The organism is uncultured Capnocytophaga sp., assembly GCF_963525585.1.
In the GTDB taxonomy this organism is placed as follows: Bacteria; Bacteroidota; Bacteroidia; order Flavobacteriales; family Flavobacteriaceae; genus Capnocytophaga.
Window position 1 is genome coordinate 1 of record NZ_CAURLX010000001.1, and the last position, 14,689, is coordinate 14,689.

Annotated in this window: 17 protein-coding genes and 6 tRNA genes; 17 read left to right on the top strand and 6 right to left on the bottom strand. The window is 36.9% G+C overall.

Annotation, left to right across the window (positions count from 1 at the left end; translation table 11 throughout):
* Positions 1–2: 2 nt before the first annotated feature.
* The 14 genes from RYK20_RS00005 (at position 3) to RYK20_RS00070 (ending at position 5,662) form a co-directional block, all read left to right on the top strand.
* Positions 3–76 (top strand) — tRNA-Thr (locus RYK20_RS00005).
* Between the two features lie 31 nt (positions 77–107).
* Positions 108–190 (top strand) — tRNA-Tyr (locus tag RYK20_RS00010).
* 11 nt (positions 191–201) lie between these two features.
* Positions 202–274, top strand: a tRNA-Gly gene (locus RYK20_RS00015).
* 11 nt (positions 275–285) lie between these two features.
* A tRNA-Thr gene (locus RYK20_RS00020) sits at positions 286–357 on the top strand.
* A 72-nt stretch (positions 358–429) separates the two neighbouring features.
* A complete protein-coding gene (gene tuf, locus RYK20_RS00025; protein ID WP_297978995.1) occupies positions 430–1,617 on the top strand; it encodes an elongation factor Tu in 1,188 nt (395 codons plus the stop codon).
* A gap of 64 nt (positions 1,618–1,681) precedes the next feature.
* Positions 1,682–1,755 (top strand) — tRNA-Trp (locus tag RYK20_RS00030).
* Between the two features lie 34 nt (positions 1,756–1,789).
* A complete protein-coding gene (gene secE, locus RYK20_RS00035; RefSeq protein WP_297978993.1) occupies positions 1,790–1,972 on the top strand; it encodes a preprotein translocase subunit SecE in 183 nt (60 codons plus the stop codon).
* Positions 1,973–2,521, top strand: coding sequence for a transcription termination/antitermination protein NusG (gene nusG, locus RYK20_RS00040; protein ID WP_297978991.1), 549 nt, complete (start codon positions 1,973–1,975; stop codon positions 2,519–2,521).
* A gap of 54 nt (positions 2,522–2,575) precedes the next feature.
* On the top strand, positions 2,576–3,013 hold the full coding sequence (rplK, locus tag RYK20_RS00045) for a 50S ribosomal protein L11 (RefSeq protein ID WP_297978989.1): 438 nt from the start codon (positions 2,576–2,578) through the stop codon (positions 3,011–3,013).
* Between the two features lie 10 nt (positions 3,014–3,023).
* A complete protein-coding gene (gene rplA / locus RYK20_RS00050; protein WP_297978987.1) occupies positions 3,024–3,713 on the top strand; it encodes a 50S ribosomal protein L1 in 690 nt (229 codons plus the stop codon).
* 22 nt (positions 3,714–3,735) lie between these two features.
* Positions 3,736–4,251 carry a 50S ribosomal protein L10 gene (gene rplJ / locus RYK20_RS00055; protein ID WP_297978985.1) on the top strand — a complete coding sequence of 172 codons (516 nt, stop codon included), beginning with the start codon at positions 3,736–3,738 and terminating at the stop codon, positions 4,249–4,251.
* 44 nt (positions 4,252–4,295) lie between these two features.
* Positions 4,296–4,673 carry a 50S ribosomal protein L7/L12 gene (gene rplL / locus RYK20_RS00060; RefSeq protein WP_311455935.1) on the top strand — a complete coding sequence of 126 codons (378 nt, stop codon included), beginning with the start codon at positions 4,296–4,298 and terminating at the stop codon, positions 4,671–4,673.
* Between the two features lie 73 nt (positions 4,674–4,746).
* Entirely contained in the window at positions 4,747–5,106 is a 360-nt protein-coding gene (gene panD, locus RYK20_RS00065) for an aspartate 1-decarboxylase (protein ID WP_297978981.1), read from the top strand.
* Between the two features lie 112 nt (positions 5,107–5,218).
* Positions 5,219–5,662 carry a tellurite resistance TerB family protein gene (locus RYK20_RS00070; protein WP_297978979.1) on the top strand — a complete coding sequence of 148 codons (444 nt, stop codon included), beginning with the start codon at positions 5,219–5,221 and terminating at the stop codon, positions 5,660–5,662.
* 67 nt (positions 5,663–5,729) lie between these two features.
* Here RYK20_RS00070 and RYK20_RS00075 read toward each other — a convergent pair whose 3' ends face one another.
* Both RYK20_RS00075 and RYK20_RS00080 read right to left on the bottom strand, forming a co-directional pair.
* Complete coding sequence (locus tag RYK20_RS00075) at positions 5,730–8,582, bottom strand: DEAD/DEAH box helicase (protein ID WP_314894063.1); 2,853 nt, start codon at positions 8,580–8,582, stop codon at positions 5,730–5,732.
* Between the two features lie 117 nt (positions 8,583–8,699).
* Positions 8,700–8,773, bottom strand: a tRNA-Asp gene (locus tag RYK20_RS00080).
* Between the two features lie 251 nt (positions 8,774–9,024).
* On the opposite strand from RYK20_RS00080, the gene RYK20_RS00085 reads away from it, so the two are divergent.
* Genes RYK20_RS00085 through RYK20_RS00095 form a run of 3 tightly spaced genes read left to right on the top strand, consistent with a single transcriptional unit; the run spans position 9,025 to position 11,002 of the window.
* A complete protein-coding gene (locus RYK20_RS00085) occupies positions 9,025–9,273 on the top strand; it encodes a phosphopantetheine-binding protein (RefSeq protein WP_314893979.1) in 249 nt (82 codons plus the stop codon).
* A complete protein-coding gene (locus RYK20_RS00090; RefSeq protein ID WP_314893980.1) occupies positions 9,263–10,171 on the top strand; it encodes a lipid A biosynthesis acyltransferase in 909 nt (302 codons plus the stop codon). The genes RYK20_RS00085 and RYK20_RS00090 overlap by 11 nt, the downstream gene beginning before the upstream one ends.
* A 12-nt stretch (positions 10,172–10,183) precedes the next feature.
* Positions 10,184–11,002, top strand: a complete 819-nt coding sequence (locus RYK20_RS00095) for an SAM-dependent chlorinase/fluorinase (RefSeq protein ID WP_314893981.1) — start codon at positions 10,184–10,186, stop codon at positions 11,000–11,002.
* A gap of 207 nt (positions 11,003–11,209) precedes the next feature.
* Here RYK20_RS00095 and RYK20_RS00100 read toward each other — a convergent pair whose 3' ends face one another.
* From RYK20_RS00100 to RYK20_RS00115, 4 genes are read right to left on the bottom strand one after another with little or no spacing between them, the layout of a single operon-like run.
* The gene (locus tag RYK20_RS00100; protein ID WP_314893982.1) at positions 11,210–12,139 is read right to left on the bottom strand and encodes a bifunctional riboflavin kinase/FAD synthetase; all 930 of its coding nucleotides are present in this window, start codon (positions 12,137–12,139) and stop codon (positions 11,210–11,212) included.
* 10 nt (positions 12,140–12,149) lie between these two features.
* Positions 12,150–12,950, bottom strand: coding sequence for a rhomboid family intramembrane serine protease (locus tag RYK20_RS00105; RefSeq protein ID WP_314893983.1), 801 nt, complete (start codon positions 12,948–12,950; stop codon positions 12,150–12,152).
* A gap of 20 nt (positions 12,951–12,970) precedes the next feature.
* The gene (locus RYK20_RS00110; RefSeq protein WP_311455947.1) at positions 12,971–13,711 is read right to left on the bottom strand and encodes a rhomboid family intramembrane serine protease; all 741 of its coding nucleotides are present in this window, start codon (positions 13,709–13,711) and stop codon (positions 12,971–12,973) included.
* A 29-nt stretch (positions 13,712–13,740) separates the two neighbouring features.
* A complete protein-coding gene (locus RYK20_RS00115; protein WP_297980061.1) occupies positions 13,741–14,673 on the bottom strand; it encodes an electron transfer flavoprotein subunit alpha/FixB family protein in 933 nt (310 codons plus the stop codon).
* Between the last annotated feature and the right edge of the window lie 16 nt (positions 14,674–14,689).

Below are 14,689 nucleotides of genomic sequence, written 5' to 3' on the forward strand. Positions count from 1 at the left end.
TTGCCGGTATAGCTCAGTTGGCCAGAGCACGTGATTTGTAATCTCGGGGTCGTGGGTTCGAATCCCTCTACCGGCTCAAAGTTCATCATTGTTTATTGATCAATTAAGGGGAGGTACTCAAGCGGCCAACGAGGGCAGACTGTAAATCTGCTGGTTTTCACCTTCACAGGTTCGAATCCTGTCCTCCCCACTATAAGTATTGCGGGAGTAGCTCAGTTGGTAGAGCGTCAGCCTTCCAAGCTGAATGTCGCGAGTTCGAACCTCGTCTCCCGCTCTTTTCTTTAAGCCGATGTAGCTCAGGGGTAGAGCGCTTCCTTGGTAAGGAAGAGGTCACGAGTTCAAATCTCGTCATTGGCTCTCTTATAGTATAATTATTATAAGTAACATTATATTGATTTTCTATTATAACTAAGATTAAATTATTTAAACATGGCAAAAGAAAATTTTGACCGTTCCAAACCCCACTTGAATATTGGTACTATTGGACACGTTGACCACGGTAAAACAACATTAACTGCTGCTATTACCAAAGTATTGGCTGATGCAGGTCTCTCTGAAGCGAGAAGTTTTGACTCTATTGACAACGCTCCTGAAGAAAAAGAGCGTGGTATTACCATTAATACTTCACACGTTGAATATCAAACAGCTAACCGTCACTACGCACACGTTGACTGTCCTGGTCACGCCGACTACGTAAAGAACATGGTTACTGGTGCGGCTCAGATGGATGGAGCTATCCTTGTAGTTGCTGCTACAGATGGCCCTATGCCTCAAACTCGTGAACACATCCTTCTTGGTCGTCAGGTAGGTATTCCTCGTATCGTTGTTTTCCTTAACAAAGTGGATATGGTGGATGACCCTGAGCTTTTGGAGCTTGTAGAAATGGAAGTACGTGAACTACTTTCTTTCTATGAATATGATGGTGATAATGGTCCTGTAATCCAAGGTTCTGCTCTTGGTGCCCTTAACGGTGAGCCAAAATGGGTAGATACTGTAATGCAGCTTATGGACGCTGTTGACAACTGGATCGAACTTCCACCACGTGATATTGATAAACCATTCTTGATGCCTATCGAGGACGTGTTCACTATCACAGGTCGTGGTACTGTAGCTACTGGACGTATCGAAACTGGTATTGCTAACACTGGTGATCCTGTTGAAATTATCGGTATGGGAGCTGATAAACTTACTTCTACTATCACTGGGGTAGAAATGTTCAAGAAAATCCTTGATCGTGGTGAAGCTGGTGATAACGTAGGTCTATTGCTTCGTGGTATCGACAAAAAAGATATCCGTCGTGGTATGGTAATCTGCAAACCAGGTTCTGTAAAACCACACGCTAAATTCAAAGCTGAGGTGTATATCTTGAAAAAAGAAGAAGGTGGACGTCACACTCCATTCCACAATAACTACCGTCCTCAGTTCTACGTACGTACTACTGACGTTACAGGTACTATTAACCTTCCTGAAGGAGTAGATATGGTAATGCCTGGTGATAACCTTACCATCACTGTAGAACTTCTTCAACCAATCGCTCTTAACGTAGGTCTTCGTTTCGCAATCCGTGAAGGAGGTCGTACAGTAGGTGCTGGACAGGTAACTGAAATTATAGACTAAGAATTCTATTTTTCATAAGATTAATTTTTTTGAAAAAGGGTTTTGGCAACAAAACTCTTTTTATACGGGTGTAGTTCAAGGGTAGAATAGCGGTCTCCAAAACCGTTGATGGGGGTTCGAATCCCTCCACCCGTGCCATAATAGTTTCTACGAACTTTATAAACCAAAAGTAATGATCAACTATATCAAAGAATCATACACTGAACTAACAGAAAATGTTACTTGGACTTCCTTCAGCGAAGCACAACGCTTGTTGTGGGTGGTTACTATTTTCTCTATAGTATTCTCTCTATTTATTGCAGGAGTTGATTTTCTTTTTGAATCTTTCATAGCAAAGATATTTAAAATATTCTAAATGGCAGTTCTTGAAAAAAAATGGTATGTAGTACGCGCCGTAAGCGGACAGGAAAATAAGGTCAAAAATTATATAGAGACCGAAATTAGTCGCTTAGGGTATGCTGACTATGTGGAGCAGGTACTCGTCCCTACTGAGAAAGTGCCTCAGATGCGTAATGGAAAGAAAATTAATGTAGAAAGAGTATTCTTCCCTGGCTATGTAATGATTAAGGCTGACCTCTCTGGAGAAGTCTCTCACATTATCAAAGGTATTTCTGGAGTTATAGGTTTTTTAGGAGAAACTAAAGGAGGTACTCCCACTCCTATCCGTAAGTCAGAGGTTAATAGGATGCTGGGTATTGTAGATGAGTTACAAGAAAAGGTAGAAACAGTTCTTATTCCTTATGAGATAGGAGAATCTATAAAAGTTATTGATGGACCTTTCAATGGCTTTGTAGGAAATGTGGAAAAAGTAAATGAGGAAAAGCGTAAACTGGAAGTAATCGTTAAGATTTTTGGAAGAAAAACGCCTCTTGAACTAAGTTACACACAAGTAGAAAAAGTATAATTTACGTCCTTACCTCAATAGTAAGGACATTATTCATAAATTTAAAGTTGAACAATGGCAAAAGAATTACACAAAGTAGTTAAGCTACGAGTTAAGGGAGGTGCTGCGAATCCTTCGCCACCGGTTGGACCTGCCTTGGGGGCTGCTGGAGTTAACATTATGGAGTTCTGTAAGCAATTTAATGCTCGTACACAGGACAAGCCTGGTAAAGTATTACCTGTTGTTATCTCTGTATACAAAGACAAATCTTTTGATTTTGTTGTAAAGACCCCACCTGCGGCAGTTCAACTCTTAGAAGCAGCTAAAGTAAAAGGGGGCTCTGGAGAGCCTAACCGTAAGAAGGTAGCCAATATCACTTGGGATCAGGTGAAAGCTATCGCTGAGGACAAAATGCAAGATCTTAATGCTTTCACTATTGAGAAAGCTATGAGTATGGTAGCAGGTACTGCTCGTTCTATGGGTATTGCAATTACTGGAGATAAACCTTTTTAATTGATTGATTATGGCAAAACTGACAAAGAAATACAAAGAGGCTTTATCTAAAATAGAAGCTGATAAACTATATAATCTTACAGAAGCTAGTAAGAAAGTAAAAGAAATCTCTTTTACCAAATTTGACGCTTCTGTTGATATAGCCGTAAGGTTAGGAGTTGATCCTCGTAAAGCAAACCAAATGGTTCGTGGTGTGGTAACACTTCCTCACGGAACAGGAAAAGATGTACGTGTACTTGCTCTTGTTACTCCAGATAAGGAGGCTGAAGCAAAAGCGGCTGGAGCTGATCACGTAGGTTTGGATGACTATCTACAAAAAATCAAAGATGGCTGGACAGATGTAGATGTGATTGTTACTATGCCTGCTGTAATGGGTAAATTAGGACCTCTTGGACGCGTTCTTGGACCTCGAGGGCTTATGCCTAACCCTAAAACAGGAACCGTTACAATGGAAATTGGGAAAGCTGTTCAAGAAGTAAAAGCCGGTAAGATTGATTTCCGTGTAGATAAAACAGGGATTGTTCACGCTTCTATTGGAAAAGTTTCTTTCTCAGCTGAGAAATTGGTAGAAAATGCTAATGAACTTATCCAAACACTAATCAAGCTAAAACCATCTACTGCTAAGGGTACTTATATTAAGTCTATTTACTTATCTAGCACTATGAGTCCGAGTGTGGCCATAGATACAAAAGCAGTCTAACACGTAGTTAAAAGGAAAAATTATGACAAAAGAAGAAAAATCAGTAGTAATAAAGGATTTAACCGCACAGTTAGCAGCTAATCACGTCATTTATTTGGCAGACCTCACAGGGCTTGATGCAAAGACAACTTCAGACCTTCGCCGTGCTTGCTTCAAAGCTGGAATTAAGCTTTCCGTAGTTAAGAATACGCTTTTGGCAAAAGCTATGGAGGCTTCTGATAAAAACTTTGGAGACCTTCCTTCTACTCTTAAGGGAAATACCTCTCTTATGTTTGCTGAAGTAGGAAATGCACCTGCTAAACTTATTCAAAATTTTAGAAAAAAATCCGACAAACCTATCCTTAAAGGAGCTTATATAGAAGAAGCTGTATTTATTGGTGATAATCAATTAGATACCCTTTCTGCTATCAAGTCCAGAGAGGAACTTATTGGAGATATTGTGGCTCTTCTACAATCGCCTGCTAAGAATGTTATTTCTGCTCTTAAATCAGGAGGTGGAAAGATTGCAGGAATTGTTAAGACCCTCTCAGAACGTTAATAGAACACACATTATTATTTTATAAACCATTAAAAACGATAGAAATGGCAGATTTAAAAAATTTCGCAGAACAATTAGTAAATTTAACTGTTAAGGAAGTAAACGAGCTTGCTCAAATCCTTAAAGATGAGTATGGTATAGAGCCTGCTGCTGCTGCAGTTGCAGTTGCTGCTGGTCCTGCAGCTGGAGCTGGAGAAGCTGCTGCTGAGAAAACAGAATTCGATGTAATTCTTAAAAATGCAGGTGCTAACAAACTAGCTGTTGTTAAACTTGTAAAAGAACTTACAGGACAAGGCTTAAAAGAAGCTAAAGAATTAGTAGATGGTGCTCCTTCTAAAATAAAAGAAGGTGTTTCTAAAGACGACGCTGAAAGCCTTAAGAAAGCACTAGAAGAAGCTGGAGCTGAAGTAGAATTAAAATAATTTCACCCTGCTTTGAATCATAATAAAGTCTTTCCTTCCTCTGAGGGAAAGACTTTCATTTTTACCTTTGTTTATGAAGATAGAAGTACTAAAATCCAAGATCCACCGAGTATCTGTTACAGGTGCTGATCTAGACTATATAGGAAGTATTACCATTGATGAAGCGCTCCTAGAAGCTGCCAACCTTATCCAAGGAGAAAAAGTTTCGGTTGTGAATGTTAATAATGGGGAACGATTCGAAACTTATATTATCCCTGGCGCACGTAATACAGGAATTATCACCCTCAATGGACCTGCTGCCCGCAAGGTACAAAAGGGAGATATTGTTATTATCATATCATATGCCCTTATGGACTTTGAAGAGGCGAAGAACTTCCAACCAAGTGTTATCTTTCCTGACGAAAGAACAAATTTACTTCTTAAAAAATCATAGAAATTACATTTTTTTAAGAAAAACCCTATTTCTTTCTAAATAAAAAGAGAATTTATTTTTTTAATCAGTTTTTTTTATTACATTTGCCCCTAAATATTTAAAATCATATTATATGAGTTTATTCGGAAAAATCTTCCAATCAGTAACTGAGGAAGTAAATCTTAATGAGCAAGAATCCTTCGCAGGGATTGCTCTTGCTATGGCTGGAGCTGATGGTAATGTAGGTCGTGGAGAATGGGACGAAATCGTAAATTATATGAATCGTCTTCGTATCTATGATAGCTATTCAAGCTCTGCTTTTGACAAACTTTTTGACAAGCTCTTCCGTATTCTAAAAAAAGAAGGTCCTGGAAGCCTTGTAGAAAAATCTGTTAAAGGTCTTCCTTCTGAACTTCGCTTAACTGCTTTTGCTTGTGCTGTAGATATCGCTACTTCTGACGGAGTACTTGAAGAAGAAGAAAAAGATATGATCAACCAATTAGCAGAATTACTTACTGTACCTGAAAAAACCGCAATTTCTATTATTGAAGTAATGCTTATAAAGAATAAGGTATAATGTAGTTTTATCCTAAAAGAATAATGAGACTTCCTCAGGGAAGTCTCATTATCTTTTTTAAGTATTTTTATTCCAATATTTCTCCCAAATGGTTAAATACATCATCCATCAGTATATGTTCCTCTATTATATTTCCTGAAAGCTCTTTTTTGTTCTCTTGTAGGCGAATAATTTTCTCCTCAAGGGTATCCTTAGCTACAAATCTGATAACGTTTACTTTATGTTGTTGTCCCAATCGGTGTGCCCGTGCAATGGCTTGCCGTTCTGAGAAAGGATTCCACCAAGGATCCAATAAGAGTACATAAGAAGCTGCTGTAAGATTTAACCCCACCTCTCCTGCCTTAAGAGAGATAAAGAAAAAAGAGACTTTGGGGTCATTCTGAAAAGCCTCCACCTGTAGTTTCCTTTGCTCCAGTGAAACACTTCCTGTAAGCGTTGCATAGTCCATATGATGGGCTTGACACCATTCCTGATAGATTTCCAAGTGGGATACAAAACTACTAAAAATAAGAGCCTTCTGAGAGGAATTACTTATCTGTTCCAAATAACTAATCACCTCTTCATATTTTCCAGAAGGAATATCACTCTCCTTATCCAATAACTTCGGGTGATTACTCAGTTGCCTTAGCTTTGTAAGCATATTAAGAGTACTTATTTGCACATTTTCCTCTGTAAGTAATAGTTGATTCCTTACTTTGGATTTCTCGCTTTCATACCACTTTCTTTGGGCTTGAGAGAGCTCGCAATAGGCAATTTGTTCCTCCATCTCAGGCAAGTCGTCGAGCACTTGTTCTTTAGTCCTCCTCAGAAGAAAGGGACTAATAATAGTCTTGAGCTCTGCTAAGGCTACTGGATTCTTTTTCTTTTCTATCTCTGTTTTAAAATATTTATTAAATTGGGCAAAGGTTCCCAGTATATTGGGATTAATGAACTGCATCTGTGACCACAGGTCTGTTAGTGAATTTTCGATAGGAGTTCCACTTAAAGAAATTCTATGAGAAGACTGTAAACTATTAATCACTTTAAAGATTTGAGAATCCTTATTTTTTATTCGTTGACTTTCATCTAAGATAATATATCTAAATTCATATTTTTCAAAAATTTTAGCATCCCGAATCACGATAGGATAGCTTGTAAAAACAATATCATAGTTCAGAAGCCTTTTGGCTTTTACCTTTCTATCATTCCCTACATATTGAGTACATTTGAGTTGAGGAGCAAATCGCTTGGCTTCATCATACCAATTAAATACCAGAGAAGAGGGAAGAATCACCAGCACCTTAAGAGCTTCTTTTTGTTTCTGTCCTATCTGGAAGAGATCTTCTGGGTATTCTATGTTTTTTTCAGGCAATTTATCGTGAATATCCACTAATAATGCGAGAGTCTGCAAGGTTTTTCCCAAGCCCATATCATCTGCTAAGCAAGCTCCCATTCCATTATAATAATGTTCTAAGAGCCACTTGACTCCTTCCCTCTGGTAGGGGCGGAGCGTTGCTTTGAGGTTTGGAGAAGGACTATAGTCTATCTTTTGCGAAAGGTGTTGAGGCTTTACTTCTGGCAAATCTTCTAATAAAGCATAATTATTCTTAGGAAGGCGCAACTTTTCCCCTTCTATTTTTCCAAATTTAGCTATTTTTTCGTACTTACTAAACCATTCCTTGGGAATAATAAAGATATTTCCTTCAGAAGAAATATAGATAGGGTTACTTTCCTTGATATTTTTAACTAAAGAAGAAAAATGAAAGCGATTTTCCCCTTGTTGCACCCATATATTAATATCAAACCAATCATTTCCCATCTTAGTCTCCTCAAATAAAAGTTCAAAAGGCTCCATCTCAATGCTCTTCCCTCCTATTTCAAGAGATTCTATAATAAATCCTTTCGAAAGTAGTTCTTCTTTATGAAGCAACAGCTGAAAATAAGTAGCGAAAGGATAAGTATCTTCTACAGAGAAATTTCCTCCTTCATTTATAAAACCCATTTCTTCCAGCATATGGTAGTTCTTTAGTTCTTCTAAATGATTTCTTTTATAGTTATATATCCTTATCTGTTCATTAGGAAGTATTTCTAGGCTTGAATGCGATTTTTTAGACTGATTACTATAAAAAATATAGCCCCCATAGTCAAATTCTATGTATATTTTGTATCGATTTGTGAAAACATCGTGTAAAAACTTTATTTTTGAAGAAATTATCACTGACTTCTGTATCATATCGAATCCAATGGTACTGATCTCCGCTTTTTTGAGTACTTCTTTTAGGAATTTGTTGAAATATTCAGGAATCAACTTCTCTGGAATAAAGACTTCTGTTTTATCCAGAAAAGGCTTGATGTGTAGTGCATTTATATCCTTTAGTTTCATTAGGTTTTTATCAATCACCACCCAAGACCTTAGATTATTCAAGAGCTCTATTTTGTGTTCAGAAGGAATAATTGGTTGCCCTTGGTCATATAGGGACAAACGATAATGGATGCCATTAGTTCCTTTTTCAAACTCAAGGAAAGGAACTAGTTCCTTTTTTGTAGATTTTATATGATATTTTTCTAATATTTCCTGCCTATTAACATAGTTCAAAGACAGATAGAAGTCATTTTCAATTATAATTTCTATAAGTTTTGCTGTTTTTTCTTCTATTTGTTGCTGAATATATCTTTTTTTGTCCCTATTTTTGTAGATATCTTCTATTAGACTCCCTTTAGGGATATATTTTTCTATTAGGATAGGTATCTGCAGATGATTCACAAGCTTCAGAGCTTCTTTTTGGGCTTCACTAAGAGGAATGGCTATACTACGGAGCACTTCCTCAGAGGCTTTTCTGAGCATATACCAATGAGTATTTCTATTCTCTGCAATATAAGCTATAGGAAGAAATAATTGAAAATCAGGATTAAAGGAGAAGTCAAAAAAGATTAGATACATAGAAATAGACTCAAAAAGAAGAAAATAAAAAAAGCCTTCCAAAGGAAAGCCTTTCATTGGTTTAAATAAACCTGTGTAAAACCAAATATTACACAAAACAACACAACTAAATTTTAGCGGTCTGGACGGGACTCGAACCCGCGACCCCATGCGTGACAGGCATGTATTCTAACCAGCTGAACTACCAGACCATTGTTTTGTTTTGCGATGCAAAGGTACAACTTTTTTTGAAACTAACAATGTTTTTTTTCAAAAAAATAAATATTTTTTTCAATTAGTTGATTATCAATTATATGAATTTTAATTAGTCATAGATAAAGACTTTTTTAATAGCCAAATTACCCCCTTTTCAGGAAGTGTGGAAAAGATTTAGAAATTATAAATCGCATTATTTCCATTCTTTGACAAAAATTCCTTATTTTTGCACCTAAATAATACCCCTATGAATAGAGATGAAATTATAGAAACAATCAACCGCATTTTGGTGGAAGAATTTGAAGTGAATGAGAGTGTTATTGAGCCACAAGCGGATTTCCGTGAATCCCTAGGGCTAGATAGCCTTGATTATGTGGATTTGGTAGTTATTATTGAGGAAACATTTGGCGTTAAGCTTGTAGAGGCTGATTTTAAGCCTATTATTACTTTTGAGGATTTTTATAGTACCTTAGAGAATAAGATGAATGCAAAGTAAAGAAGCCTCTCCAAGAACAAAATGGCAAGGAAAGTCCAAAGGGACTGTGCTAGGATATAAGATTTTTGTATTCCTTATTAAGCACTTGGGTGTTCGTTCAGCTTATTTTCTACTTATCTTTGTGGCTTTCTATTATTTCCTTTTTGAAAGAAAATCCAATCAGGTTTTATATTACTATTTCCGCAAACGATTAGGATTCTCCCGCTTGAGAACTATCCTTGCTTTATATCAGAATTATTTTGTTTTTGGGCAAACACTGATTGATAAAGTAGCTATTTTTGCACAACTACAAGACAAATTTACTTACGAATTTGATGGTGTTGAACATCTTTACAATCTCTTAGAACAACCCAATAAGGGAGGTATTCTTATTTCCGCACATATAGGAAACTTTGAAGTGGCTGAGCCTTTTTTTAGAGAAATAGATGTAAATTATCAGATTCATACAGTAACTACTGATATGGAACGGTCGGCTATAAAAGAATATCTGGAAAGTATTACAGATAAGAAGTATGAAGCCAAGTTCGTTTATGTAAAGGAGGATCTTTCCCATATTTTCGAGATTAATGATCTTCTACAGAAGGAAAATATTATTTGCTTTACAGGGGATCGTTATTTTGAAGGAACAAAATATCTCACAGGAAACCTCTTAGGCAAGCAGGCTAAATTTCCTGCAGGACCTTTTTTAATTGCCTCACGCTTGGGTGTTCCTGTTATTTTCGTCTATGTGATGAAAGAAAAGAACCTACACTATCATCTGTATGCACGTATAGCTGAGGCTAAGCATAGAGATGCACAGGAGCTTCTGAATGCCTTCACTGAGAATATGGAACAAATGCTTTTGAAGTATCCCTTGCAGTGGTTTAATTATTTTGATTTCTGGGAAAAGGAAGATTAACCTTGGTCTAATATGAATATGATTACCCTCACCACCGACTTTGGATATAGGGACTATAGTGTTGGTGCCCTAAAGGGACAACTATACCGCCTATTACCCGATGTAACCATTGTAGATATCTCTCACGATATTGAACGCTTCAATATTGCAGAGGTTGCCTATACACTACAGGGGGCTTACTCATATTTCCCTAATAAGACCATTCACATCATAGGGGTAAATAACGAGTTGAACCCCGAAAGACCTCTCTTAATACTTGATTATAACAACCATTATTTCATTACTGCTGACAATGGGTTTATTTCCTTATTTGTAGAAGAACAAACGCCTTGTCATATTTACAAGGTGAATTTGAAAGACACCTGTTCCAGCTTCCCTACCCTTGATTTTTCAACCAAAGTAGCCCAACTTATTCGCCTACAAACTCCCATTGAGGAAATTGGCACTCCCTATCAAGAACACTTACATATTACTAATTTTCTTCCTAAGGTACTCCCCAATAGAATTGAAGGTACTATTATTCATATAGATCATTTTGGAAATCTAGTCTCCAATATCACTCAAAAACTCCTTGAAAAAGAGGCGAAAGGAAGAAAGTTCAACGTGTATTTCCGCTATGAATCTATCAAGAATATAGGACTGGAAGATATCTACCTACAATACAACCAAGCAGAAGAAAAAGAAATTCCAGAAGGAAACAAAATATTGATTTTCAATAAATTAAAATATTTGGAAATGACTCTCTATAAAAGTGATCCTTCTTCTTCGGGAAGTGGGGCTAGCCTAATGGGTATCAAAAGAGGAAATACAATGAGTATCGATTTTATATAAAAATAAGAGAGAGCTTGCGCCCTCTCTTACCAATTCTAACCACAAAATCTAATATATGAAAAACAATTTATCTTTCCCTTTTACGGCGCAAAGATACATCGGTTTTAGCAATAGAAAATCTGTTTTTTTATTGGTTTTTTCTATATTTCTATAGATATTCCTTATATATATGCTTAAAACATTGAAAATGAATACCTTTACGAACATTTATTCTTTTCGGATTCTTTTTCTAGCTTCTACTTCATCCTTTTGAAGTTGTTTTTTTAAAGCCTCTATGGAAGAGAATTTTACTTCTTCTCGGAGATAATCCACAAAATAAATACGTAATTGCTGACCATAAAGATCCCCATTAAAGTCGAAGAAATACACCTCTATACTTTCTCCTTTCCCTTCTATAGTAGGATTTTTCCCTATACTAAGCATCCCGAATACCTTACATCCTTGAATAAAACTATATACAATATATACACCTATTTTAGGAACTATTTTGTAAGGTGTCTCTATCTGGATATTTGCAGTAGGATACCCTAAAGTACGACCCAATTTCTGCCCGTGAATGACCTCCCCTGAAAAGGAAAAAGGATACCCTAAGTAGTGATTCGCTTCCTTTATATCTCCACTAAGTAGAGCCTTTCTTACCTTGGTGGAACTTACAGAGACTGCCTCTACCTCTTGCACAGGGATTTCTATCACCTGAAAGTGATACCGATTTCTAAACTCCTTTAATTCCTCTATCCCTGCTGCACGTTGCCTTCCAAAACGATGATCATACCCTATGATAATTATCTTAGCCCTAAGCTTCTTCATCAGAATATCTTTAACGTATTGTTCTGCTGTAAGTGAAGCAAATTCTTTATCAAAAGGCTGAATCACAAGTTGTTCTATTCCATAATTCTCCATTAAGAAAGCTCTTTCCTCTATTGTTTGGAGAAGCTGGATAGGTTCCGAAGGTTTCAGAACCATTCTGGGGTGAGGGAAAAAAGTCAGTACTGTAGGAAGGAGTTGGTTCCTCTTAGCCATTTCCACTACTTGCTTGATAATCTTCTGATGTCCTATATGTATTCCATCAAATGTTCCAATAGTAACTACGGTATCAGCTGGAGAAATGAAAGAGGTCGTATCTGTAATTAATTGCATAAGGAATCTATTAAGAGTCGTTTTTGCTAGCCAAGAATAGATAGTTTTTCTCCTCACGGGTAAGGCTATCATAGCCACTCTTAGCTATTTTATCTAAAATGGTATTAATCCGTTCTTCGGTAGCTTTGTTGGGGTATTTGTTTGTTTCTTTTTTCTTTTTATTAAAGGAAAATGATAGTCTGAAACCTCTCTTAAGATAAAGAGCATATAATCCTCCTATACAGGCTCCTCCTAAATGTGCAATGTGACCTCCAGCATTGGCAACAGGAATACTTATCAAATCAACTATAATAAGAAGTGCTCCCAACACCCAAAGAGGCAGAGAAAATACGCCTAATAAATATATTCTATAAGAAGGTATATAGCTAGCTAAGAATATCATAACTGCCATAATTCCAGCAGATGCTCCTAAAAGAAAGTCTCCTTCTCGATGTGAGAACACAGGAAATACTTGATAGGTAAGAACGAAAAAGAGTCCTCCTATAATAATTCCTGAAAAATAAACCCCCAAAAAGCGCCTTGGAGAAGATAAATTCATAAATAATACCCCTCCAAAATAAAGCATTATCATATTAAAAAACCAATGCCCAAAACCTGTATGAAAGAAGCTATAAGTAACCAATGTCCAAGGTTGAGATAATAAAGACTTAGGACTCTGCGACAAAGCGAAATAGTCTCTTATAAAAGGTGTTTCTATCTGCCAGAGAAATGCTATAAGTGTAGGAAAGATATACATACACAAATACCCCATCAATAGTATATAAATTACTGATAGGGAATGTCTTGTAAATAGTTGCTTGAGTGGTTTCATCTTAAAATAAAGCTCCTTTTTTAGTTCCAACGCCTATTCTCGAAGGAATTTTTCTGCCATATCTTCATCAGAATAAAACCAATCAAAGCTCCTCCTATATGCGCAAAATGAGCTATATTACTTCCAAAAATAGGGAACTTGGTAATCCCTGAGAACAAATCCAGAGCTATAATAATAGGAATAAAATACTTTGCTTTGATAGGAATTGGCAAAAACATCAGCATCAGTTCTGCATTAGGAAATAGGATTCCAAAAGCTACCAATATTCCATAAACAGCTCCAGAGGCTCCTACTGCAGGAACTGAAAAGGAATTGAAAAGGTCTTTGAGCTGGCTCTGTGATAGAATTCCTTGCCAGTCTGTATAAATTTTCCCCTGACTAACAACATTTGTAATTTGTTCTTGTGTATAACCTTCTCGTAAGAGTACATCCGCTACGGAATGAAACTCATAATAATTGACTGCAGTATGCAAAAAAGCTGCCCCCAATCCACAAGCAAAATAGAAAAAAATAAAACGATTACTCCCAAAATAACTCTCCAGAGGAACCCCAAAAGAATATAAGGCAAACATATTAAAGAAAATATGTCCTATCGAAGCGTGCATAAACAAGTGTGAGAATGCTTGCCACCAATGAAAATTCGGGTTCTCGAAAAAATAGAGAGCTGCATTATCTTGCACAGTAGGAATCACTAAAGCAAGTAAGAAAAATAGGATATTGGCTATAATAAGGTGCTTAACCGCTCTGGTAATATTCATCAAACTAATCGAATTAAAGGGCAAAGATACAACTATTTTTGTAAGTTCTTAATTTTCTCGGTCAGCTTAGGAACAATTTCAAAAAGATCTCCCACAATACCATAGTCAGCTGCCTTAAAGAAAGGAGCTTCTGGATCAGAATTAATAACCACTTTCACCTTGGAAGCACTTACTCCTGCTATATGCTGAATAGCACCAGAAACCCCCAGAGCTATATACAAATCACAAGCCAAAGGCTTCCCTGTCTGTCCAATATGTTCGCTATGAGGACGCCATCCCATATCAGAAACAGGCTTTGTACAAGCGGTAGCCGCTCCAAGAGCATCGGCTAAATCCTCTACTAAGTGCCAGCTTTCAGGAGTCTGCATTCCTCTTCCTCCCGATACAACAATAGAAGCTTCCTCTATTGAAATTTTTTGGGATACTTTCTGTCTTTCTATAGAGTAGATAGACTTCTCTTTATGAGGAATTTCTACCGAAAAATCCTCAATTGAAGCTTCTGTAGGAGCCTGTTTTGCCTCCAACACATTTCCAGCAAGCGTAATTACCTGCTTGGGGGCAAGCGGAATCCAAGCAATTGCTTTTGAAGAAAAAATTACTTTCTGGACTTTCCCTTCTTTAGGTAAGGAAGACACATTGGATAGGTAAGCTCCCCCCCACTTAACAGCCACTATAGGAGCCAGATAGCGAGTATCCGCTGTGCTAGGCAATATTATAGTATTTACCTGTAGGCTCTCGGCTACCTGCTGTATAACCTCAGCATAAGTCTTGGCATCGAAGGAGGAAAGCCTTGTATCTGTTATTTTTATAATTTTATTTGCCCCATACTCTTGTAAGAGAATAGGGTCTGATATATTTATTGTAAGGGCAATAACCTGTTCAGAAATTGACCTAGCGTAAGCAATCGCTTCTAGGGATTTTCTTGTGAATTGTCCTTTATCATATTCGGTATATACTAAGATCATTATTTATCCTTTAAAT